Source organism: Microbacterium limosum (genome assembly GCF_036324365.1).
Taxonomy (GTDB): Bacteria; Actinomycetota; Actinomycetes; order Actinomycetales; family Microbacteriaceae; genus Microbacterium; species Microbacterium limosum.
In genome coordinates this window covers 2,359,580-2,377,204 of record NZ_CP137080.1, presented here as the reverse complement: position 1 = coordinate 2,377,204, position 17,625 = coordinate 2,359,580, and the positions used below count along the sequence as shown (strand labels likewise).

26 protein-coding genes are annotated in these 17,625 nt (G+C 69.0%); 25 read left to right on the top strand and 1 reads right to left on the bottom strand.

The genetic code is table 11. The annotated features are described in order from the left end of the window. Positions 1 to 88: 88 nt before the first annotated feature. Positions 89 to 1,639: a NosD domain-containing protein gene (locus RYJ27_RS11530; protein WP_330170440.1), complete on the bottom strand. Its 1,551-nt coding sequence runs from the start codon at positions 1,637 to 1,639 to the stop codon at positions 89 to 91. Positions 1,640 to 2,475: 836 nt separating this feature from the next. Here RYJ27_RS11530 and rpsJ point away from each other — a divergent pair. From rpsJ to RYJ27_RS11405, 25 genes are all read left to right on the top strand, one after another. Beyond that, positions 2,476 to 2,784: a 30S ribosomal protein S10 gene (gene rpsJ, locus RYJ27_RS11525; protein ID WP_013584016.1), complete on the top strand. Its 309-nt coding sequence runs from the start codon at positions 2,476 to 2,478 to the stop codon at positions 2,782 to 2,784. A 7-nt stretch (positions 2,785 to 2,791) separates the two neighbouring features. Beyond that, a complete protein-coding gene (gene rplC / locus RYJ27_RS11520) occupies positions 2,792 to 3,451 on the top strand; it encodes a 50S ribosomal protein L3 (RefSeq protein WP_330170439.1) in 660 nt (219 codons plus the stop codon). A 4-nt stretch (positions 3,452 to 3,455) separates the two neighbouring features. Continuing rightward, entirely contained in the window at positions 3,456 to 4,115 is a 660-nt protein-coding gene (gene rplD / locus RYJ27_RS11515; RefSeq protein ID WP_330170438.1) for a 50S ribosomal protein L4, read from the top strand. Beyond that, the gene (rplW, locus tag RYJ27_RS11510) at positions 4,112 to 4,411 is read left to right on the top strand and encodes a 50S ribosomal protein L23 (RefSeq protein WP_330170437.1); all 300 of its coding nucleotides are present in this window, start codon (positions 4,112 to 4,114) and stop codon (positions 4,409 to 4,411) included. Before rplD ends, rplW begins: the two co-directional genes overlap by 4 nt. Before the next feature lie 24 nt (positions 4,412 to 4,435). After that, a complete protein-coding gene (rplB, locus tag RYJ27_RS11505) occupies positions 4,436 to 5,275 on the top strand; it encodes a 50S ribosomal protein L2 (protein WP_330170436.1) in 840 nt (279 codons plus the stop codon). A gap of 13 nt (positions 5,276 to 5,288) precedes the next feature. Then, positions 5,289 to 5,570 carry a 30S ribosomal protein S19 gene (rpsS, locus tag RYJ27_RS11500; RefSeq protein ID WP_330170435.1) on the top strand — a complete coding sequence of 94 codons (282 nt, stop codon included), beginning with the start codon at positions 5,289 to 5,291 and terminating at the stop codon, positions 5,568 to 5,570. Between the two features lie 22 nt (positions 5,571 to 5,592). Next, positions 5,593 to 5,988 carry a 50S ribosomal protein L22 gene (rplV, locus tag RYJ27_RS11495; RefSeq protein ID WP_330170434.1) on the top strand — a complete coding sequence of 132 codons (396 nt, stop codon included), beginning with the start codon at positions 5,593 to 5,595 and terminating at the stop codon, positions 5,986 to 5,988. Next, positions 5,988 to 6,743, top strand: a complete 756-nt coding sequence (rpsC, locus tag RYJ27_RS11490) for a 30S ribosomal protein S3 (RefSeq protein ID WP_330170433.1) — start codon at positions 5,988 to 5,990, stop codon at positions 6,741 to 6,743. The genes rplV and rpsC overlap by 1 nt, the downstream gene beginning before the upstream one ends. After that, complete coding sequence (gene rplP / locus RYJ27_RS11485) at positions 6,743 to 7,162, top strand: 50S ribosomal protein L16 (protein WP_067354305.1); 420 nt, start codon at positions 6,743 to 6,745, stop codon at positions 7,160 to 7,162. Before rpsC ends, rplP begins: the two co-directional genes overlap by 1 nt. After that, complete coding sequence (gene rpmC / locus RYJ27_RS11480; protein ID WP_330170432.1) at positions 7,162 to 7,476, top strand: 50S ribosomal protein L29; 315 nt, start codon at positions 7,162 to 7,164, stop codon at positions 7,474 to 7,476. The genes rplP and rpmC overlap by 1 nt, the downstream gene beginning before the upstream one ends. Next, the gene (gene rpsQ / locus RYJ27_RS11475) at positions 7,476 to 7,811 is read left to right on the top strand and encodes a 30S ribosomal protein S17 (protein WP_330172054.1); all 336 of its coding nucleotides are present in this window, start codon (positions 7,476 to 7,478) and stop codon (positions 7,809 to 7,811) included. The genes rpmC and rpsQ overlap by 1 nt, the downstream gene beginning before the upstream one ends. A 3-nt stretch (positions 7,812 to 7,814) precedes the next feature. Continuing rightward, complete coding sequence (gene rplN, locus RYJ27_RS11470; protein WP_330170431.1) at positions 7,815 to 8,183, top strand: 50S ribosomal protein L14; 369 nt, start codon at positions 7,815 to 7,817, stop codon at positions 8,181 to 8,183. Positions 8,184 to 8,186: 3 nt separating this feature from the next. Further along, on the top strand, positions 8,187 to 8,546 hold the full coding sequence (gene rplX, locus RYJ27_RS11465) for a 50S ribosomal protein L24 (RefSeq protein WP_330170430.1): 360 nt from the start codon (positions 8,187 to 8,189) through the stop codon (positions 8,544 to 8,546). Further along, positions 8,546 to 9,136, top strand: coding sequence for a 50S ribosomal protein L5 (gene rplE / locus RYJ27_RS11460; protein WP_330170429.1), 591 nt, complete (start codon positions 8,546 to 8,548; stop codon positions 9,134 to 9,136). Before rplX ends, rplE begins: the two co-directional genes overlap by 1 nt. An 83-nt stretch (positions 9,137 to 9,219) precedes the next feature. Continuing rightward, a complete protein-coding gene (gene rpsH, locus RYJ27_RS11455) occupies positions 9,220 to 9,618 on the top strand; it encodes a 30S ribosomal protein S8 (protein WP_330170428.1) in 399 nt (132 codons plus the stop codon). 6 nt (positions 9,619 to 9,624) lie between these two features. After that, positions 9,625 to 10,161 (top strand): 50S ribosomal protein L6, encoded by a 537-nt coding sequence (gene rplF / locus RYJ27_RS11450; protein ID WP_330170427.1) that lies wholly within the window; start codon positions 9,625 to 9,627, stop codon positions 10,159 to 10,161. Positions 10,162 to 10,163: 2 nt separating this feature from the next. Then, positions 10,164 to 10,523, top strand: coding sequence for a 50S ribosomal protein L18 (rplR, locus tag RYJ27_RS11445; protein ID WP_330170426.1), 360 nt, complete (start codon positions 10,164 to 10,166; stop codon positions 10,521 to 10,523). Beyond that, a complete protein-coding gene (gene rpsE, locus RYJ27_RS11440) occupies positions 10,520 to 11,200 on the top strand; it encodes a 30S ribosomal protein S5 (RefSeq protein ID WP_396666773.1) in 681 nt (226 codons plus the stop codon). The genes rplR and rpsE overlap by 4 nt, the downstream gene beginning before the upstream one ends. Continuing rightward, on the top strand, positions 11,200 to 11,385 hold the full coding sequence (gene rpmD / locus RYJ27_RS11435; RefSeq protein WP_194424257.1) for a 50S ribosomal protein L30: 186 nt from the start codon (positions 11,200 to 11,202) through the stop codon (positions 11,383 to 11,385). The genes rpsE and rpmD overlap by 1 nt, the downstream gene beginning before the upstream one ends. Further along, positions 11,385 to 11,933 carry a 50S ribosomal protein L15 gene (rplO, locus tag RYJ27_RS11430; RefSeq protein WP_330170425.1) on the top strand — a complete coding sequence of 183 codons (549 nt, stop codon included), beginning with the start codon at positions 11,385 to 11,387 and terminating at the stop codon, positions 11,931 to 11,933. Before rpmD ends, rplO begins: the two co-directional genes overlap by 1 nt. A 150-nt stretch (positions 11,934 to 12,083) precedes the next feature. Next, a complete protein-coding gene (gene secY / locus RYJ27_RS11425; protein WP_330170424.1) occupies positions 12,084 to 13,406 on the top strand; it encodes a preprotein translocase subunit SecY in 1,323 nt (440 codons plus the stop codon). After that, entirely contained in the window at positions 13,403 to 14,008 is a 606-nt protein-coding gene (locus tag RYJ27_RS11420; protein WP_330170423.1) for an adenylate kinase, read from the top strand. The genes secY and RYJ27_RS11420 overlap by 4 nt, the downstream gene beginning before the upstream one ends. Position 14,009: 1 nt before the next feature. Beyond that, complete coding sequence (gene map, locus RYJ27_RS11415; protein ID WP_330170422.1) at positions 14,010 to 14,855, top strand: type I methionyl aminopeptidase; 846 nt, start codon at positions 14,010 to 14,012, stop codon at positions 14,853 to 14,855. A gap of 22 nt (positions 14,856 to 14,877) precedes the next feature. Further along, a complete protein-coding gene (locus tag RYJ27_RS11410) occupies positions 14,878 to 15,558 on the top strand; it encodes a DsbA family protein (protein WP_330170421.1) in 681 nt (226 codons plus the stop codon). A gap of 43 nt (positions 15,559 to 15,601) precedes the next feature. Beyond that, entirely contained in the window at positions 15,602 to 17,485 is a 1,884-nt protein-coding gene (locus tag RYJ27_RS11405; RefSeq protein WP_330170420.1) for a choice-of-anchor A family protein, read from the top strand. Positions 17,486 to 17,625 lie beyond the last annotated feature (140 nt).

The following is a 17,625-nucleotide window of genomic DNA, read 5'->3' as shown; positions in this document are numbered from 1 at the left end:
GATGCCTCGGCATCCGCACCGACAGGGGTCGGGCCTTCGGGCCCGGCCCCTTCGTCGTGTCGTCGCGGCATCGCGCCCGGGCGCGGGATCAGGGGGCGAGATTGCCCGATACGTCCGCGCCGTCGGGCGCCTCGACCGCGCTCCCGACGCCGGTGGTGATGTTGCCGGTCACCCTGCCCCATCCCGAGCTGTCCTCGATGCGCACGCCGACGGCCGCGCCGGCGCCGGAGAGCTCGTTCCGGTCGACGAGATAGTCGCTCGTGCGCGAGAGCGAGACGCCCGCCGATGAGAAGCCCTCGAGCCGGTTGTCCGTCACCCGGACGCCGGATGTCGTGCCGACCGTCGCGATGCCGTCCGTCACCGTGCCCTCGTCGTTGAATCCCGTGTTGCCGTCGACCGTGATGTCCGCGGGGGCCTGATCGCCCTCGCCCTGGATGACGATGAACGCGCGTGCCTCGGCGCCCGGTTTCACGACGAGCGAGTTGCCGCTGATCTGCGCGCGCTCCACGCCCCCGTAGATCATGATCGGTGCCCTGCGAGGGTCGTAGTTCTGCCCCTGGCCGTCGGCGGCGGTGCGCGTGTACAGGATCGTGTTGTCCGCCACGACGCTGTCGTGCGAGCGGAGGATCACGGCGATGCCCCACCACGTGGCATCCGCCACGGTGTTGCCCGTGATGGTGGTGTGGGCGACGTTCTCGCTCACGATCGAGCGGCGGAACTGCCCGTAGACGACGTTGCCCGTGATCGCGACCATCGACGCGGTGTGAGGGGCGTCCTCGGTGTTGCCGAGGGTGATGCTCTCGGTGTGGATGCCCACGCGGGCGTCGGTGCCGGGCTTCGCGTTGACGATGTTCCCGGTCACGGTGGCCTGCGCCCCCCACACGACGATCCCGTCGCCGCGATCCTCGCCCCGGTTCTCCCGCGAGTCCGGCCCGGCGCCGACGCCGATGACGTCCTTCACCCGATTGCCGGAGATGACGATGTCGTGGAACTCGCCGCCGTACCGCACGGCGATGCCGTTCTGGAATCGCTCGATGTGATTGCCGATCACGCGAACATCGGACGCCTTGATCTCGATCCCGTAGTTGCGGTCGCCCTCCGCGCTCCCGAGCTCGTTCGGATTCGTCATCGTCACGCCCGAGATCTCGACGTTGTCGCCGACGACGCTCAGGGCCGCGCTCTCCGAGATCCCCTCGGTCCAGCGCAGCTCCCCGCCCCCGCGCAGGATGGTGTTGCCGGGGATCTCGATCGTGCCGTCCAGGCGGATCACCGACCCGGAGGGCACCTCGACGGTGCGCACGCCCTCCGCGGGCAGGCTCGCGATGAACGCCCTGACGCCGTCGGTCGAGACGGTCGCGCCCGTCGGGTCGATGCCGGGCCCGGCCAGCACGGCCGAGGTGCCGGCCGGAACCGTCGAGGTGATGAGCGGGACGAGGGATGTCACGGTCGGGGCGGGCTCCGATTGCGCCGCCACCGCGAGGGGAGCGAGCAGCCATATCGCACCGCCGACGAGGACGGCCCCGCCCGATGCCGCGACGGGTGCGACCCACGCGCGGCGGTGCGGCCGGTGACCCCCCGACGCCTCGTGCTCCCGCGCGTGCGCAGAGCTCGTCCCCTGATCCCCATCTGCCCCCAGCATGTCCACATGCTAGCGGGCATCACGTTACGGGAGGGTTGCGGTCGCTCATGCGCACTCGCCCTTCCGTCGTGGTGGCCGCTGTGCCAGGATGGGCACGCGCCGTGGGGGACGCGGCGTATGCGGGCCCGGCCCGCGAACCCGCGACGGGGGTCGCGGTCCGGTGGGCGCAGGGCGCCGCCGGTGAGATGCATGTGGGGATGCATTGATGGGGACAGGATCGACCACGACGCGTGGCACCCGGTGCGGTGCATCCGCGGTGGTGACCCCGTGCTCCCGTCGTCCTGGTCGCGCCGCTCCCGCGGACTCGACGCGCACGCGCGGCCGCATCTCCTCCGGGGCCCTCCCACCGATCGACGGTCCGCCTCGCATACGCGGCGCGGGCTGACGCAGAGTTCCGCCGCGCGGCGGGCGGGGAGGGGGCGGTGGCTTGGGGCACCGCCCTTCTCTCTGCAACACGCCCGGGTTTGCGACACGCCCGGGCGTCACGTAGACTAGTCAGGTTCCACACTCCGGGGGCCGCGTATGCGCGCACCGGATCACTGCCAGGGCAGTGCATAGGACGCATCGCAGGGCCCAGGCCCCGATGTCGAACCTAGGCCGCGGGCAGCAGAACGACACATCCCATCATCGCTCCGTCCGAGTGCCCTGCGCGCGTGCGGAGCGATCGTGCGGATGCCGGGAGCATCGAGCTCCCGGGCTGACAGCAGAACAGCGGTGCAGCAACACGTCGCCTCCGGGCGGCGGCGAAGTGCCCGGCGCGAGAGCGCCACCGTGCGTCCAATGCGCCCGGCATCCGAACCGGTGTCGTAAGACGCGAGAAAGAGAGTGAGCAGACAATGGCGGGACAGAAGATCCGCATTCGCCTGAAGTCGTACGACCACGCGGGGCTCGACAGCTCGGCCCGCAAGATCGTCGACACCGTGACCCGTGCAGGAGCGACCGTCGTGGGCCCCGTGCCCCTTCCGACGGAGAAGAACGTGGTGTGCGTCATCCGTTCCCCCCACAAGTACAAGGACAGCCGCGAGCACTTCGAGATGCGCACCCACAAGCGTCTGATCGACATCATCGACCCGACGCCGAAGGCCGTCGACTCCCTGATGCGCCTCGATCTGCCGGCCGACGTCAACATCGAGATCAAGCTCTGAGGACGACATGGCTGACATCAACAACAAGATTTCGAAGGGCATGCTGGGCACCAAGCTCGGTATGACCCAGGTGTGGAACGAGGAGGGCAAGCTCATCCCCGTCACCGTCATCGAGCTCGCCTCGAACGTCGTGACCCAGGTGCGCACGCCCGAGAAGGACGGCTACAACGCCGTTCAGATCGCCTACGGCCAGATCGACCCCCGCAAGGTGAACAAGCCCCTGACGGCCCACTTCGAGGCCGCGGGCGTCACCCCCCGCCGTCACCTCACCGAGGTGCGCACCGCGGATGCCGCTGACTACTCACTCGGTCAGGAGCTCACGGTGGACGGCGTGTTCGAGGCCGGCCAGCTGGTCGACGTCGTCGGCACCAGCAAGGGCAAGGGCACCGCGGGTGTCATGAAGCGCCACAACTTCAAGGGCGTCTCCGCTTCGCACGGTGCGCACCGCAACCACCGCAAGCCCGGCTCGATCGGCGCCTCGTCGACCCCGAGCCGTGTCTTCAAGGGCATGCGCATGGCCGGCCGTATGGGTGGCGAGCGCGTGACCGTCCAGAACCTCACCGTGCACGCGATCGACGCCGAGAAGGGTCTGCTGCTCGTCAAGGGCGCCGTCCCCGGTGCGCGCGGTCGCATCGTGTACGTCCGCAACGCAGTGAAGGGCGCCTGAGCACATGGTTGACTCGACTCTCACGCTCGATGTCCGTGGCACCGACGGCAAGAAGGCCGGCTCCGTGGAGCTGCCCGCCTCGGTGTTCGACGTCAAGACGAACATCCCGCTGATCCACCAGGTCGTCGTCGCGCAGCGCGCCGCGGCCCGCCAGGGCACGCACTCGACCAAGCGTCGCGGCGAGGTCTCCGGTGCCGGCCGCAAGCCCTTCAAGCAGAAGGGCACGGGTAACGCCCGTCAGGGCTCGATCCGCGCGCCGCACATGACCGGCGGTGGCATCGTCCACGGTCCGAAGCCGCGCGACTACGCGCAGCGCACCCCCAAGAAGATGATCGCGGCCGCCCTCCTGGGCGCGCTCAGCGACCGCGCCCGGGGCCAGCGCCTGCACATCGTGGAGTCCTTCGGCATCGAGGGCGCCCCCTCGACCAAGGCGGCGGCGGCGTACCTCGCGCAGGTCGCCCCCACGAAGAACGTGCTGGTCGTCCTGCACCGCGACGACGAGCTGAGCATCAAGAGCGTGCGCAACCTCGCGTACGTGCACGTGCTGTTCTTCGACCAGCTCAACGCCTACGACGTGCTCGTCTCCGACGACATCGTCTTCACCAAGGCCGCGTACGACGCCTTCGTCGCGTCGAAGTCGGCCACCGAGGAGGTCTCCGCATGAGCGCCCTGAACAAGGACCCGCGCGACATCATCCTGAAGCCGGTCGTCTCCGAGAAGAGCTACGGCCTGATCGACGAGGGCAAGTACACCTTCCTGGTGGACCCCCGCGCCAACAAGACCGAGATCAAGTTCGCGGTCGAGAAGATCTTCGGCGTCAAGGTCGCGGCGGTCAACACCGCCAACCGCAACGGCAAGGCCCGTCGCACCCGGTTCGGGCTCGGCAAGCGCAAGGACACCAAGCGCGCGATCGTGACCCTCAAGTCGGGCACCATCGACATCTTCACGGCTGTCGGCTGACGGTCGGGATAGAGGACTAAGAACATGGCTATTCGCAAGTACAAGCCCACGACGCCCGGTCGCCGCGGCTCGTCGGTCGCCGACTTCGCCGAGATCACGCGTTCGACGCCCGAGAAGTCGCTGCTGCGTCCGCTCAGCAAGACCGGTGGTCGCAACAACCAGGGTCGCATCACGACGCGTCACATCGGTGGTGGCCACAAGCGCCAGTACCGCCTGATCGACTTCCGTCGCAACGACAAGGACGGCATCGACGCGAAGGTCGCTCACATCGAGTACGACCCCAACCGCACGGCGCGCATCGCCCTTCTGCACTACGTGGACGGCGAGAAGCGCTACATCCTGGCGCCGAACAAGCTGTCGCAGGGCGACGTCGTCGAGTCCGGCCCGAACGCCGACATCAAGCCCGGCAACAACCTGCCGCTGCGCAACATCCCCACCGGTACCGTCGTGCACGCCATCGAGCTGCGCCCCGGTGGCGGCGCGAAGATCGCGCGCTCGGCCGGTGCGTCGGTGCGTCTCGTCGCAAAGGACGGCCCCTACGCCCAGCTGCGCCTGCCCTCGGGCGAGATCCGCAACGTCGACGCGCGCTGCCGCGCGACCGTCGGCGAGGTCGGCAACGCCGAGCAGTCCAACATCAACTGGGGCAAGGCCGGCCGCAAGCGCTGGAAGGGCGTGCGCCCGACGGTCCGCGGTGTCGCGATGAACCCGGTCGACCACCCGCACGGTGGTGGTGAGGGCAAGACGTCCGGTGGACGCCACCCCGTGTCGCCGTGGGGTCAGGCCGAGGGCCGCACCCGCCACGCCAACAAGGAAAGCGACAAGCTGATCGTCCGTCGTCGCAACGCCGGCAAGAAGCGCAAGTAGGTAGGAACAGAAGATGCCACGCAGTCTCAAAAAGGGCCCCTTCGTCGACGAGCACCTGCTTCGCAAGGTCGCCGCTCAGAACGAGTCGGGTTCGAAGAACGTCATCAAGACCTGGTCGCGCCGGTCGATGATCGTGCCGGCCATGCTCGGCCACACGATCGCCGTCCACGACGGTCGCAAGCACATCCCCGTGTTCGTGACCGAGACCATGGTCGGCCACAAGCTGGGCGAGTTCGCGCCCACCCGCACCTTCCGCGGTCACGAGAAGGACGACAAGAAGGGCCGTCGCCGCTAAGGCGACCGAGGAGGAGAGAGAAATGGTGGAGTCCATCGCCCGCGTGCGACACATCCGCGTGACCCCTCAGAAGGCTCGTCGCGTCGTCGCGCTCATCAAGGGCAAGCAGGCCGAAGAGGCCCTCGCGATCCTGAAGTTCGCACCGCAGGGTGCGAGCGAGCCGATCTACAAGCTCGTCGCGTCGGCCATCGCCAACGCACGGGTCAAGGCCGACAAGGACGGCGAGTACTTCGACGAGCAGGGTCTGTTCGTCAAGAACGCCTACGTCGACGAGGGCACGACGCTCAAGCGTTTCCAGCCCCGCGCCCAGGGCCGCGCGTTCCAGATCAAAAAGCGCACGAGCCACATCACGGTCGTCCTGTCGACCCCCGAGGTCGCTGACGCGGCCGCCGCCCCGACCAAGAAGGCGAGCAAGTAATGGGACAGAAGGTAAACCCGTACGGCTTCCGCCTCGGCATCACGACCGATCACGTCTCGCGGTGGTTCTCGGACTCGACGAAGCCGGGTCAGCGTTACGCCGACTACGTCGCCGAGGACATCAAGATCCGCAAGATGCTGCAGACCTCGCTCGACCGTGCGGGCGTCAGCAACATCGAGATCGAGCGCACGCGTGACCGCGTCCGCGTCGACATCCACACCGCCCGCCCCGGCATCGTGATCGGCCGCCGCGGCGCCGAGGCCGAGCGCATCCGCGCCGACCTCGAGAAGCTCACCGGCAAGCAGATCCAGCTGAACATCCTCGAGGTGAAGAACCCCGAGGCCGACGCCCAGCTCGTCGCGCAGGGTGTCGCCGAGCAGCTCTCCGCACGCGTGGCGTTCCGACGCGCGATGCGCAAGGGGCTGCAGGGCGCGCAGCGCGCCGGCGCCAAGGGTGTCCGCATCCAGGTGTCGGGCCGCCTCGGCGGTGCCGAGATGAGCCGCTCGGAGTTCTACCGCGAGGGTCGTGTGCCGCTGCACACGCTGCGCGCGAACATCGACTACGGCTTCTACGAGGCCAAGACGACCTTCGGCCGCATCGGCGTGAAGGTCTGGATCTACAAGGGCGACCTCACCAACAAGGAGCTCGCACGCGAGCAGGCCAACGCGCCCAAGTCGCGCGGTCGTGATGACCGCGGCGACCGTCGCCGTGGCCCCCGCAGCGAGGCGCCCGTCGCAGAAGGAGTGTCGGCGTAATGCTCATCCCCCGCAAGGTCAAGTACCGCAAGCAGCACCACCCCAAGCGGGACGGGCAGGCGACCGGTGGCACGAAGGTGTCGTTCGGCGAGTTCGGCATCCAGGCCCTCACGCCCGCGTACGTCACCAACCGCCAGATCGAGTCGGCGCGTATCGCGATGACCCGTCACATCAAGCGTGGCGGGAAGGTGTGGATCAACATCTACCCCGACCGTCCGCTCACGAAGAAGCCCGCCGAGACCCGCATGGGTTCCGGTAAGGGCTCCCCCGAGTGGTGGGTCGCCAACGTCAAGCCGGGTCGCGTCCTCTTCGAGGTCGCCGGTGTCAACGAGCAACTCGCTCGCGAGGCCCTGACCCGTGCCATTCACAAGCTGCCCCTGAAGGCACGCATCATCAAGCGCGAGGAGGGCGACGCGTAATGGCGATCGGCACCAAGGAGCTCGCCCCGGCAGAGCTCGACACGTTCGAAGACCAGCGCCTCGTCGAGGAGCTGCGCAAGGCCAAGGAAGAGCTGTTCAACCTGCGCTTCCAGTCGGCCACCGGCCAGCTCGAGAGCCACGGCCGCATCCGCGCCGTCAAGCGCGACATCGCGCGGCTCTACACCGTCATCCGTGAGCGCGAGCTGGGCATCCGTGCCACGCCCGCTCCCGCGGAGACGGCGACGAAGGCCAAGAAGAGCAAGGCGAAGAAGTCCGAGGACGACTCGGCCACCGCCGAAGGAGAGGCTGAGTGATGGCCACCACGAAGAAGGCCGACACCGCCGCAGAGCAGGTCGCGGGTCACGAGCACGCCGAGCACGACGTCCGTGACGCCGGCGCCCGCGGGTACCGCAAGTCCCGCCGCGGCTATGTCGTCAGCGACAAGATGGACAAGACGATCGTCGTCGAGGTCGAGGACCGCGTGAAGCACCCCCTCTACGGCAAGGTCATCCGTCGCACCTCCAAGGTCAAGGCGCACGACGAGGGCAACACCGCCGGCATCGGCGACCTCGTCCTCATCAACGAGACCCGCCCGCTGAGCGCGACCAAGCGCTGGCGCCTGGTGGAGATCCTCGAGAAGGCGAAGTAAGCAATGATTCAGAACGAATCCCGCCTCAAGGTCGCCGACAACAGCGGCGCCAAGGAGCTGCTCACGATCCGCGTGCTCGGCGGCTCCAACCGTCGCTACGCCGGCCTCGGCGACGTCATCGTCGCCACGGTCAAGGACGCGATCCCCGGCGGCAACGTCAAGAAGGGCGATGTCGTCAAGGCGGTCGTCGTGCGCACCGTCAAGCAGACGCGTCGCTCGGACGGCTCCTACATCAAGTTCGATGAGAACGCCGCCGTCATCCTGAAGAACGACGGGGAGCCCCGCGGCACCCGCATCTTCGGACCGGTCGGCCGTGAGCTGCGAGACAAGCGATTCATGAAGATCGTCTCGCTCGCCCCGGAGGTGCTGTAACCCATGGCGAAGATCAAGAAGGGTGACCTCGTTCAGGTCATCTCGGGCGCCAAGCCCGAACGCGGCGGCGACCGCGGCAAGCAGGGGAAGGTCCTCGAGGTCGTTCCCGGCACCAACCGCGTCGTGGTGGAGGGCGTGAACTACGTCACCAAGCACACGCGCGTCGGCCAGTCGCAGCGCGGAACCAAGACCGGTGGAATCGAGACCGTCGAGGCCCCGATCCACATCTCCAACGTCGCGATCGTCGACCCCGAGACGAAGAAGCCGACCCGCGTCGGCCACCGCGTCGAGGAGGTCGTGAAGAACGGCGAGAAGCGCACCGTGCGCGTCCGCTACGCGAAGAAGTCAGGTAAGGACCTCTGATGTCAACGTCCACTGCCGCGCCGGCTGGCAAGATCCAGCCGCGCCTGAAGCAGAAGTATCGCTCCGAGATCCAGCAGAAGCTGCGCGAGGAGTTCGGGTACGCGAACGTCCACCAGATCCCCGGTCTGGTCAAGGTCGTCGTGAACACCGGTGTCGGCGAGGCCGCTCGTGACAGCAAGGTGATCGATGGTGCGGTCGACGACCTCACCAAGATCACCGGTCAGAAGCCCGTCGTGACGAAGGCCCGCAAGTCCATCGCGCAGTTCAAGCTGCGCGAGGGCCAGGCCATCGGCGCGCACGTCACCCTCCGCGGCGACCGCGCGTGGGAGTTCCTCGACCGCCTCATCTCGCTGGCGCTGCCCCGCATCCGCGACTTCCGCGGTCTGTCGGCCACGCAGTTCGACGGCCACGGCAACTACACGTTCGGTCTGCAGGAGCAGGCGGTCTTCCACGAGATCGACCAGGACAAGATCGATCGCGTCCGCGGCTTCGACATCACGGTCGTGACGACCGCGACGTCGGATGACGAGGGTCGTGCTCTGCTGCGTCACCTCGGCTTCCCGTTCCGCGACCCGAACGCCCAGGCCTGAACCCGCCCATCCGGGCACACCACCACCACAGGTCGCCCGTCGTGTAACGGCGGTCGAAACCTGGTGAACGAAGGACTACACACATGACAATGACAGACCCGGTCGCAGACATGCTGACCCGTCTGCGCAACGCGAATTCGGCGCACCACGACTCCGTGAGCCTGCCGAGCTCGAAGCTCAAGACCCACATCGCCGAGATCCTCAAGCAGGAGGGCTACATCTCCGACTGGGCCGTCGCCGACGCCCGCGTCGGTCAGACGCTGACCCTCACGCTGAAGTACGGCCCGAACCGCGAGCGGTCGATCGCCGGCATCAAGCGGGTGTCCAAGCCCGGTCTGCGCGTGTACGCACGCTCGACCGAGCTGCCCCGCGTGCTCGGCGGCCTCGGCGTCGCCATCCTGTCCACCTCCTCCGGTCTCCTCACCGACCGTCAGGCCGAGCAGAAGGGCGTGGGTGGGGAAGTCCTCGCCTACGTGTGGTGATCCGTCATGTCCCGTATCGGTAGGCTTCCCATCGACATCCCCGCCGGCGTGACCGTCGAGGTCAGCGGCCGCGATGTCCAGGTCAAGGGCCCCAAGGGCGAACTGAGCATTCAGATCGCCCGCCCCATCGAGGTGGCGGTGCAGGAGAACCAGATTCTCGTGACCCGGCCCGACGACGAGCGCGAGTCGCGTTCGCTCCACGGCCTCACGCGCACCCTCATCAACAACAACATCATCGGCGTGACCCAGGGCTACACCAAGGGTCTCGAGGTCGTCGGCACCGGATACCGCGTCGCGCAGAAGGGCGGCTCCGTGGAGTTCGCGCTCGGCTTCTCGCACCCCGTGCTCGTCGAGCCGCCGGCCGGCATCACGCTCACGGTCGAGGGCAACAACAAGGTCACCGTGAGCGGCATCGACAAGCAGGCCGTCGGTGAGGCCGCCGCCAACATCCGCAAGATCCGCAAGCCCGAGCCGTACAAGGGCAAGGGCATCCGCTACGCCGGCGAGGTCGTTCGGCGTAAGGCCGGAAAGGCTGGTAAGTAACCATGGCTGTGACGTCGAAGTCCGTCGCGCGCTCGCGCCGCCACGCCCGTCTTCGCAAGAAGATCGTCGGCACCACCGAGCGTCCGCGCCTGGTCGTGAACCGCTCGTCCCGCCACGTGTTCGTGCAGCTCGTGGACGACAGCAAGGGCCACACCGTGGCATCCGCCTCGACGCTCGAGGTCGACCTGCGCTCCCTCGAGGCCGACAAGACGGCCAAGGCGCGCAAGGTCGGCGAGCTCGTCGCCGAGCGCGCGAAGGCCGCCGGAATCAGTGAGGCCGTCTTCGACCGGGGTGGCAACCGCTACGCCGGCCGTGTCGCCGCGATCGCGGACGGCGCGCGAGAGGGCGGGCTGAACCTGTGAGCACCGACAACAAGGAGAACAACGTGTCCGCCACCACCGAGGCGCCCGCCACCACGGACGCGCCCACGGAGCGTGAGCGCGAGCCCCGCCGCGGCGGCCGCGAGCGCAACCCGAACCGCGACCGCGGTTCGCGTGACCGCAACGAGAGCCAGTTCCTCGAGCGCGTCGTCACGATCAACCGCGTGTCGAAGGTCGTCAAGGGCGGTCGTCGCTTCAGCTTCACGGCGCTCGTCGTCGTCGGCGACGGCAACGGTCTCGTCGGCGTCGGCTACGGCAAGGCGCGCGAGGTCCCCCTGGCGATCTCCAAGGGTGTCGAAGAGGCCAAGCGCAACTTCTTCCGCGTGCCCCGCGTCGGCGTGACGATCCCGCACCCCGTGCAGGGTGAGGCGGCCGCCGGCGTCGTGCTCCTGCGTCCGGCGACCGCCGGTACCGGTGTTATCGCCGGTGGCCCCGTGCGCGCCGTGCTCGAATGCGCCGGCATCCACGACGTGCTGTCGAAGTCGCTCGGCTCGTCGAACACGATCAACATCGTCCACGCGACCGTCGCGGCGCTGAAGCAGCTCGAAGAGCCGCGCGCCGTGGCCGCCCGCCGTGGTCTCGACTTCGACCAGGTCGCCCCCGCGCGCCTGGTGCGGGCCGAGGCCGAGGCCGTCGCCGCTGCGAAGGCAGGTGCATGATGGCTGCGCGTCTGAAGGTCACGCAGGTCAAGTCCAAGGTGAGCGAGAAGCAGAACCAGCGCGACACGCTGCGGAGCCTCGGCCTCAAGCGGATCGGCGACACGGTTGTCCGTCCCGATGACGCCCAGACCCGCGGCTACGTCAAGACTGTCGCCCACCTCGTGAAGGTTGAGGAGATCGACTGATGGCTGAGAACGACAAGGCTGCGGCCGAGGCGGCTGCGCCCGCCACGAAGCCGGCGGCGAAGAAGGCCCCCGCCAAGGCCGACAAGGCACCCGCCCAGGCCACGACGCGTCCCGGTGTGCTGAAGGTGCACCACCTGCGTCCGGTGCCCGGAGCCAACACCGCCAAGACCCGCGTGGGTCGTGGAGAGGGCTCGAAGGGCAAGACCGCCGGTCGCGGCACGAAGGGCACGAAGGCCCGCAACACCGTGCGCGTCGGGTTCGAGGGCGGGCAGATGCCGCTGCACATGCGCACCCCGAAGCTGCGCGGGTTCAAGAACCCGTTCCGCGTCGAGTACCAGGTGGTCAACCTCGCCAAGCTCGCGGAGCTCTACCCGAGTGGCGGCGACGTGACCGTGGCCGACCTCGTCGCCAAGGGCGCCGTTCGCAAGAACGAGAAGGTCAAGGTGCTGGGCGACGGCGACATCGCCGTCAAGCTCACCGTGACGGTCGACAAGGTCTCCGGCTCCGCCGAGCAGAAGATCGTCGCCGCGGGCGGCAGCGTCAAGTAACCACGCACGAAAGGGCCGGGGGAATCCTCCGGCCCTTTCGTCGTCCGGGACTGCTGTCGCCGGTCGGGATACGCCCCGCGAGCGACCCTGGGCTACCCTGGTGCTTGGCCGTCCCGCGGGCGGCCTCATTCCCCTTCAGGAGGATCCTTCTTGTTCAGCGCAATCGCGCGCGTCTTCCGCACACCCGATCTGCGCCGGAAGATCGCCTTCACCCTGGGCATCATCGTGCTCTACCGTCTCGGTGCGCACGTGCCGACGCCGTTCGTCGACTTCGTGAACGTGCAGTCGTGCATCGGGCAGAACGAGGGGACCGAGGGCCTGCTCTCGCTCGTCAACCTCTTCTCGGGCGGTGCGCTGCTGCAGCTGTCGATCTTCGCGCTCGGCGTCATGCCGTACATCACGGCGACGATCATCACGCAGCTGCTGCGCGTCGTGATCCCGCACTTCGAGACGCTGCACAAGGAGGGTCAGGCCGGCCAGGCCCGCCTCACGCAGTACACGCGCTACCTCACGATCGCCCTCGCGCTCCTGCAGTCGACGACGCTCGTCACGGTCGCCCGCAGCGGGCAGCTCTTCGGCAACACCGGCGTCGCCGCATGCGACCAGCTGCTGACCAACGAGGCCTGGTGGGCCCAGCTGCTCATGATCATCACGATGACGGCGGGCACCGGCCTCATCATGTGGTTCGCGGAGCTCGTCACCGAGCGGGGGGTCGGCAACGGCATGTCGCTGCTGATCTTCACCTCGATCGCCGCGACGTTCCCCGCCGCGATGTGGGGGATCTGGCAGGCGCGCGGCTTCGAGACCTTCCTCCTCGTGCTGGCGATCGGAATCGTGGTCGTCGCGCTCGTCGTCTTCGTCGAGCAGTCGCAGCGGCGCATCCCCGTGCAGTACGCCAAGCGCATGGTGGGCCGGCGCACGTACGGCGGCACCAACACATACATCCCGATCAAGGTGAACATGGCCGGCGTCGTGCCCGTCATCTTCGCCTCCTCGCTGCTGTACATCCCCGCCCTGCTGGCTCAGTTCAACCAGCCGGCCGTCGGCGAGGAGCCCGCGGGCTGGGTCGTGTGGATCTCGCAGTACTTCACCACCGGCGATCACCCGCTCTACATGGCGGTCTACTTCCTCCTCATCATCGGCTTCACGTACTTCTACGTCGCGATCACCTTCAACCCGGTCGAGGTCGCCGACAACATGAAGCGCTACGGCGGTTTCATCCCCGGCATCCGGGCGGGTCGCCCCACCGCCGAGTACCTCGACTACGTGCTCACGCGCATCACGCTGCCGGGCTCGATCTACCTCGGTCTCATCGCCCTGCTGCCGCTCATCGCGCTCGCCACGGTCGACGCCAACCAGAACTTCCCGTTCGGGGGCGCCTCGATCCTCATCATCGTGGGCGTGGGTCTCGAGACCGTCAAGCAGATCGACGCGCAGCTGCAGCAGCGCCACTACGAAGGGCTCCTCCGATGACGCAGACCTCCGCACGTTTCCTGATCGTCGGCCCGCAGGGCTCCGGCAAAGGGACCCAGGGGGTCCTCGTCGGCGAGGCCTACGAGATCCCGGTCGTCTCGACCGGAGATGTCTTCCGGGCCAACATCAGCGAGGGAACCGAGCTCGGCCGGCGCGTGCAGCAGATCGTGGAGGCGGGCAACCTCGTTCCCGACGAGCTGACGAGCGAGATCGTCCGCGACCGGCTCACGCAGCCGGATGCGGCCTCCGGCTTCCTTCTCGACGGCTATCCGCGCAATCTCGGCCAGGTCGCGCACCTGGACGACTTCCTCTCGGGCCGGGGCGAGGCGCTCGACGCCGTCATCGAGCTCGACGTCCCCCGCCGGGAGAGCATCGAGCGACTGAAGCTGCGCGCCGCCGAGCAGGGACGCACCGACGACACCGAAGAGGTGATCGCCAAGCGTCTCGACATCTACGAGAACGAGACCGCCCCGATCCTCGGCGTCTACCGCGAGCGGGGGATCGTGGACACGATCGACGGCGTCGGCTCGCTCGAGGAGATCACCGAGCGCATCTTCGCCGCGCTCGAGGCGCGCGGGCTCGCCCGCCGGGCCGCCGCCTGACGTGGGCCTGCGACGCTCGATCTACAAGTCCCCCGCGCAGCTGCGGGCGATGGTGCGACCCGGCCGGATCACGGCCGACGCGCTCGAGGCGGTGCGCCGGCTGGCCGCCCCGGGCGTGACGACCCTCGAGCTGGATGCCGCGGCGTCCGCCGTCATCACCGGCGCCGGTGCGCGCTCGAACTTCCAGCTCGTGCGCGGATACCGACACACCGTGTGCGCGTCGGTCAACGAGCAGGTCGTCCACGGCATCCCCGGCACGCGTGTCCTGGAGCCCGGTGACATCCTCTCGATCGACGCGGGCGCGGAGTTCGAGGGGTGGAACGGGGACTCGGCGTTCACGATCGTCCTGCCCGACCCCGACCGCCCCGAGCTCGTGGCCCGGCGCGAGGCGCTCTCCAGCGTCACCGAGGGTTCGCTCTGGGCCGGCATCGCGGCGCTCGCGTCGGCGCGCTTCCTCGGTGAGGTCGGGGCCGCGATCCAGGGCTACATCGAGGACCGCGGCGCCGAGAGCGGCCGGAGCTACGGCATCCTGCAGGACTACGTGGGTCACGGCATCGGTCGCAAGATGCACGAATCGCCCCCCGTATTCAACTACCGCGTCGCCGACCGCGGCGCCGAGGTCAAGCCCGGTCTGGCCGTGGCGATCGAGCCGATGGTCGTCGACGGCGACCCCGCGACGCTCGTCGAGGACGACGACTGGACGGTCTCGACGGTGGACGGCTCGTCCGGCTCCCACTGGGAGCACAGCGTCGCCGTGCATGATGGCGGAATCTGGGTGCTGACGGCGCACGACGGCGGGGCCGCGGGCCTGGAGCCGTTCGGCATCACGCCGGTGCCGATCAGCTGAAGAAGTCCTCGGGAGGGATGACATGGCCGCTGCCGCGGGCAAGAAGACGAACTGGTTCGCGATCTGGATCTCGGTCGGCGTCGTGGCCGTGCTCGTGGTCGCGGCGGTCGCCGTCGTGTGGATCAACAGCAGCGCGACGTCGGCGGGGCCGGCGCCCGAGTCCGACATCGTGAACGCGGAGACCGGGGCGATCTCGGTGGGCGAGGGCGAGGACGTCGTCGCGACCTACATCGACTTCATGTGCCCCATCTGCAAGCAGTTCGAGCAGATCTACGGGGAGACCCTCGCAGGGCTCGTCGACGACGGGTCGATCACGCTCGAGTACCACCCCGTCGCGATCCTCGACCGCTATTCGCAGGGAACCGACTACTCCACGCGCGCCGCCAACGCTCTCTACTGCGTCGCCGAGAGCTCGCCCGAGGCGGTCTCGCCCTTCGTCCAGGCGATGTACGAGAACCAGCCCGCAGAGGGTTCCGCCGGCCTGACCGACGAGCAGATCATCGAGATCGCGGAGAAAGCGGGAGCGACGGGCATCGACGCGTGCGTCACTGAGCGCACCTACGATCGCTTCGTGGCCGCGATGACACGGGAGATGCCCGCGGACGAGAACGGCGGTCGCGGCACGCCGACGGTCGTCGTCGATGGCGAGCGGATCCAGCTCACCGGCGACCCGCAGGCCGACATCGTCGCCCGCCTGGGCTGAATCCGCCCGTGCGCTAACGTAAGCCCCGACGAAGGGGGCGCGGATGCCGCACGCCACGACGCGGGCACGACGAGCGGTGGGCGCCGCGATGGCGGTCGCCCTCGCGGCGGGCGTGGGAGGCGTGTGGGCGGCGGCCCCGGCATCCGCCCCGACGGCGCACGCCGTGCCGGGGGAGTGCCCCGACGGAACCCTCCCCCCGCCCGGCAACACCAACGAGCTGTGGACGGACAACAACGTCTCGGTGTTCGTGGGCGGCGATCTGCGCGCCGAGGGCTCCGCGGCCGAGATCGAGGGTCTCGTCGTGGTGACGGGCGACGCGGCATTCACCCGCGAGAGCGGTCGCGTCAACGTCGGCTCGGTCGGCGTCGGATCCAACGTGCGGCCGAGTTCCGGCGACGAGATGCTGCTCGTGGGCGGCGACCTGATGGTCGGGCCGACGACGGTGCTGGATGTCGGTGCTCTCGCTTTCGACGACGCCGGGACGACCCTTCTGGGTGGCAACGTCGAGGTCGGTGGGTCCGCGTCGCCCGCGTTCCCGTCGCCGCGCTACGAGCTCAACAACGGCGGACTGCACGCCGGTCTCGGAGCAGCCGACGCGCTCGGCGTCTTCGCCGCGTGGGGCGGGGCGATGGCGACTCAGTCGGCGGCCTGGGCGGCCGCGGCAGCCACCCCCGGCGCGGTCTCGGGCAACCGGGTGACGTTCACGGGGTCCGGCGCCGCGGGGGCGACCGAGATGTTCACGATCACCGGCTCGCAGGCGAACGCCGTCTCCGAGATCTATTTCGAGGACATCGCTTCGGATGCCGCCGTGATCATCACGGTCACCGGTTCCGGCCCGGTCACGATGCTGCACACCTACTACGCCGACGACGGCGTACGCGCCGACGACCTGACGTCGCCGCTGTTCGGCGCCGTCGCGGCCAGTACGCTGTGGAACCTCCCGGACGCGGGGCAGGTGGACATCGCCGGCTCGAGCCAGGTGCTCGGATCGCTGCTGGTGCCGGCCGGCTCCGCCCGGATCACCGCGTCGGCGAACGGGCGGGTCTACGTCGGCGGCGACCTCATCGTCGACGGCGTCGGCAACGAGCTGCACAACTACCCGTTCGTCCTGCCGCCTTTCGAGTGCGAGGTGACTCCACCGATCCCCCCGCTCGACGAGGGACACGTCGATGTGCGCAAGCTGCTCGGCGACGGGGCCGGGTTCGTGCCGCCCGACGCGCGCTTCTCGGGCCTCGTCTCGTGCGAGGTCCCGGGCCGGCTCGGTGTCCGACTCGAGGTGTGGACCGTCACGCCCGCGGAGCCCGTCCGCGTAGAGGGCCTGCCGGTGGGGTCGGCGTGCACCGTGGCCGAGCTCGCCTCGGCCCTGCCTGCCGGCTTCGCATGGCGGGACCCGGCGTGGAGCGTCGACGGGACGCCGGCCGGAGAGCCTGTCACGTTCGTCGTGCCGCCGCCGACCGGTGTCCCGCAGGTCTCCCTGACGGTCACCAACGCGGTGGCGGTCTCCGGTTTCGCTATCGTCACGTCCGTCTCGGGCGGAGGGGGGACGGATGCCGCGGCTGCGGCGTTCTCCGGGGTGTGGGCGTGCGAGGTCGCGGGATCGGTCGTCGCGGCCGGATCGTGGGCGACGGCCGGCGAGGGTCGCGCGGGGCCGTTCGCCGCGCCGATCGGCGCGACCTGCGCCGTGTCCCAGGCGGAGCCGCCATCGCGAGCGGGGGGATGGTGGCGCGAGCCGAGCATCACGCCGGCGTCGTTCGTCGTGACGGATGCCGCGGCATCCGAGCAGATCGTGACGGTGCGGAACGTCTTCGAGCAGACGCTGCCGCCCACGGGGTCGACGCCCGCGTGGTGGCTGTGGGTCGTCGCGATCGCCTTGCTCGTCGCGGGCGGCGCCCTTGCGATCCTCGGGTGGCGCCGCAACCGCCGCTGAACCGGGTCGCCCGCCACCGGCAGCGGTGGACAGGGCCGGTCGCGTGGGATACCATAGATCTTTGGTGCCTTGCGCCTTCTCTCGGCGTGTCCGATCGACACGGCGAGCTGAGCGGGGCGCCACCCATCCCATTCATCCGC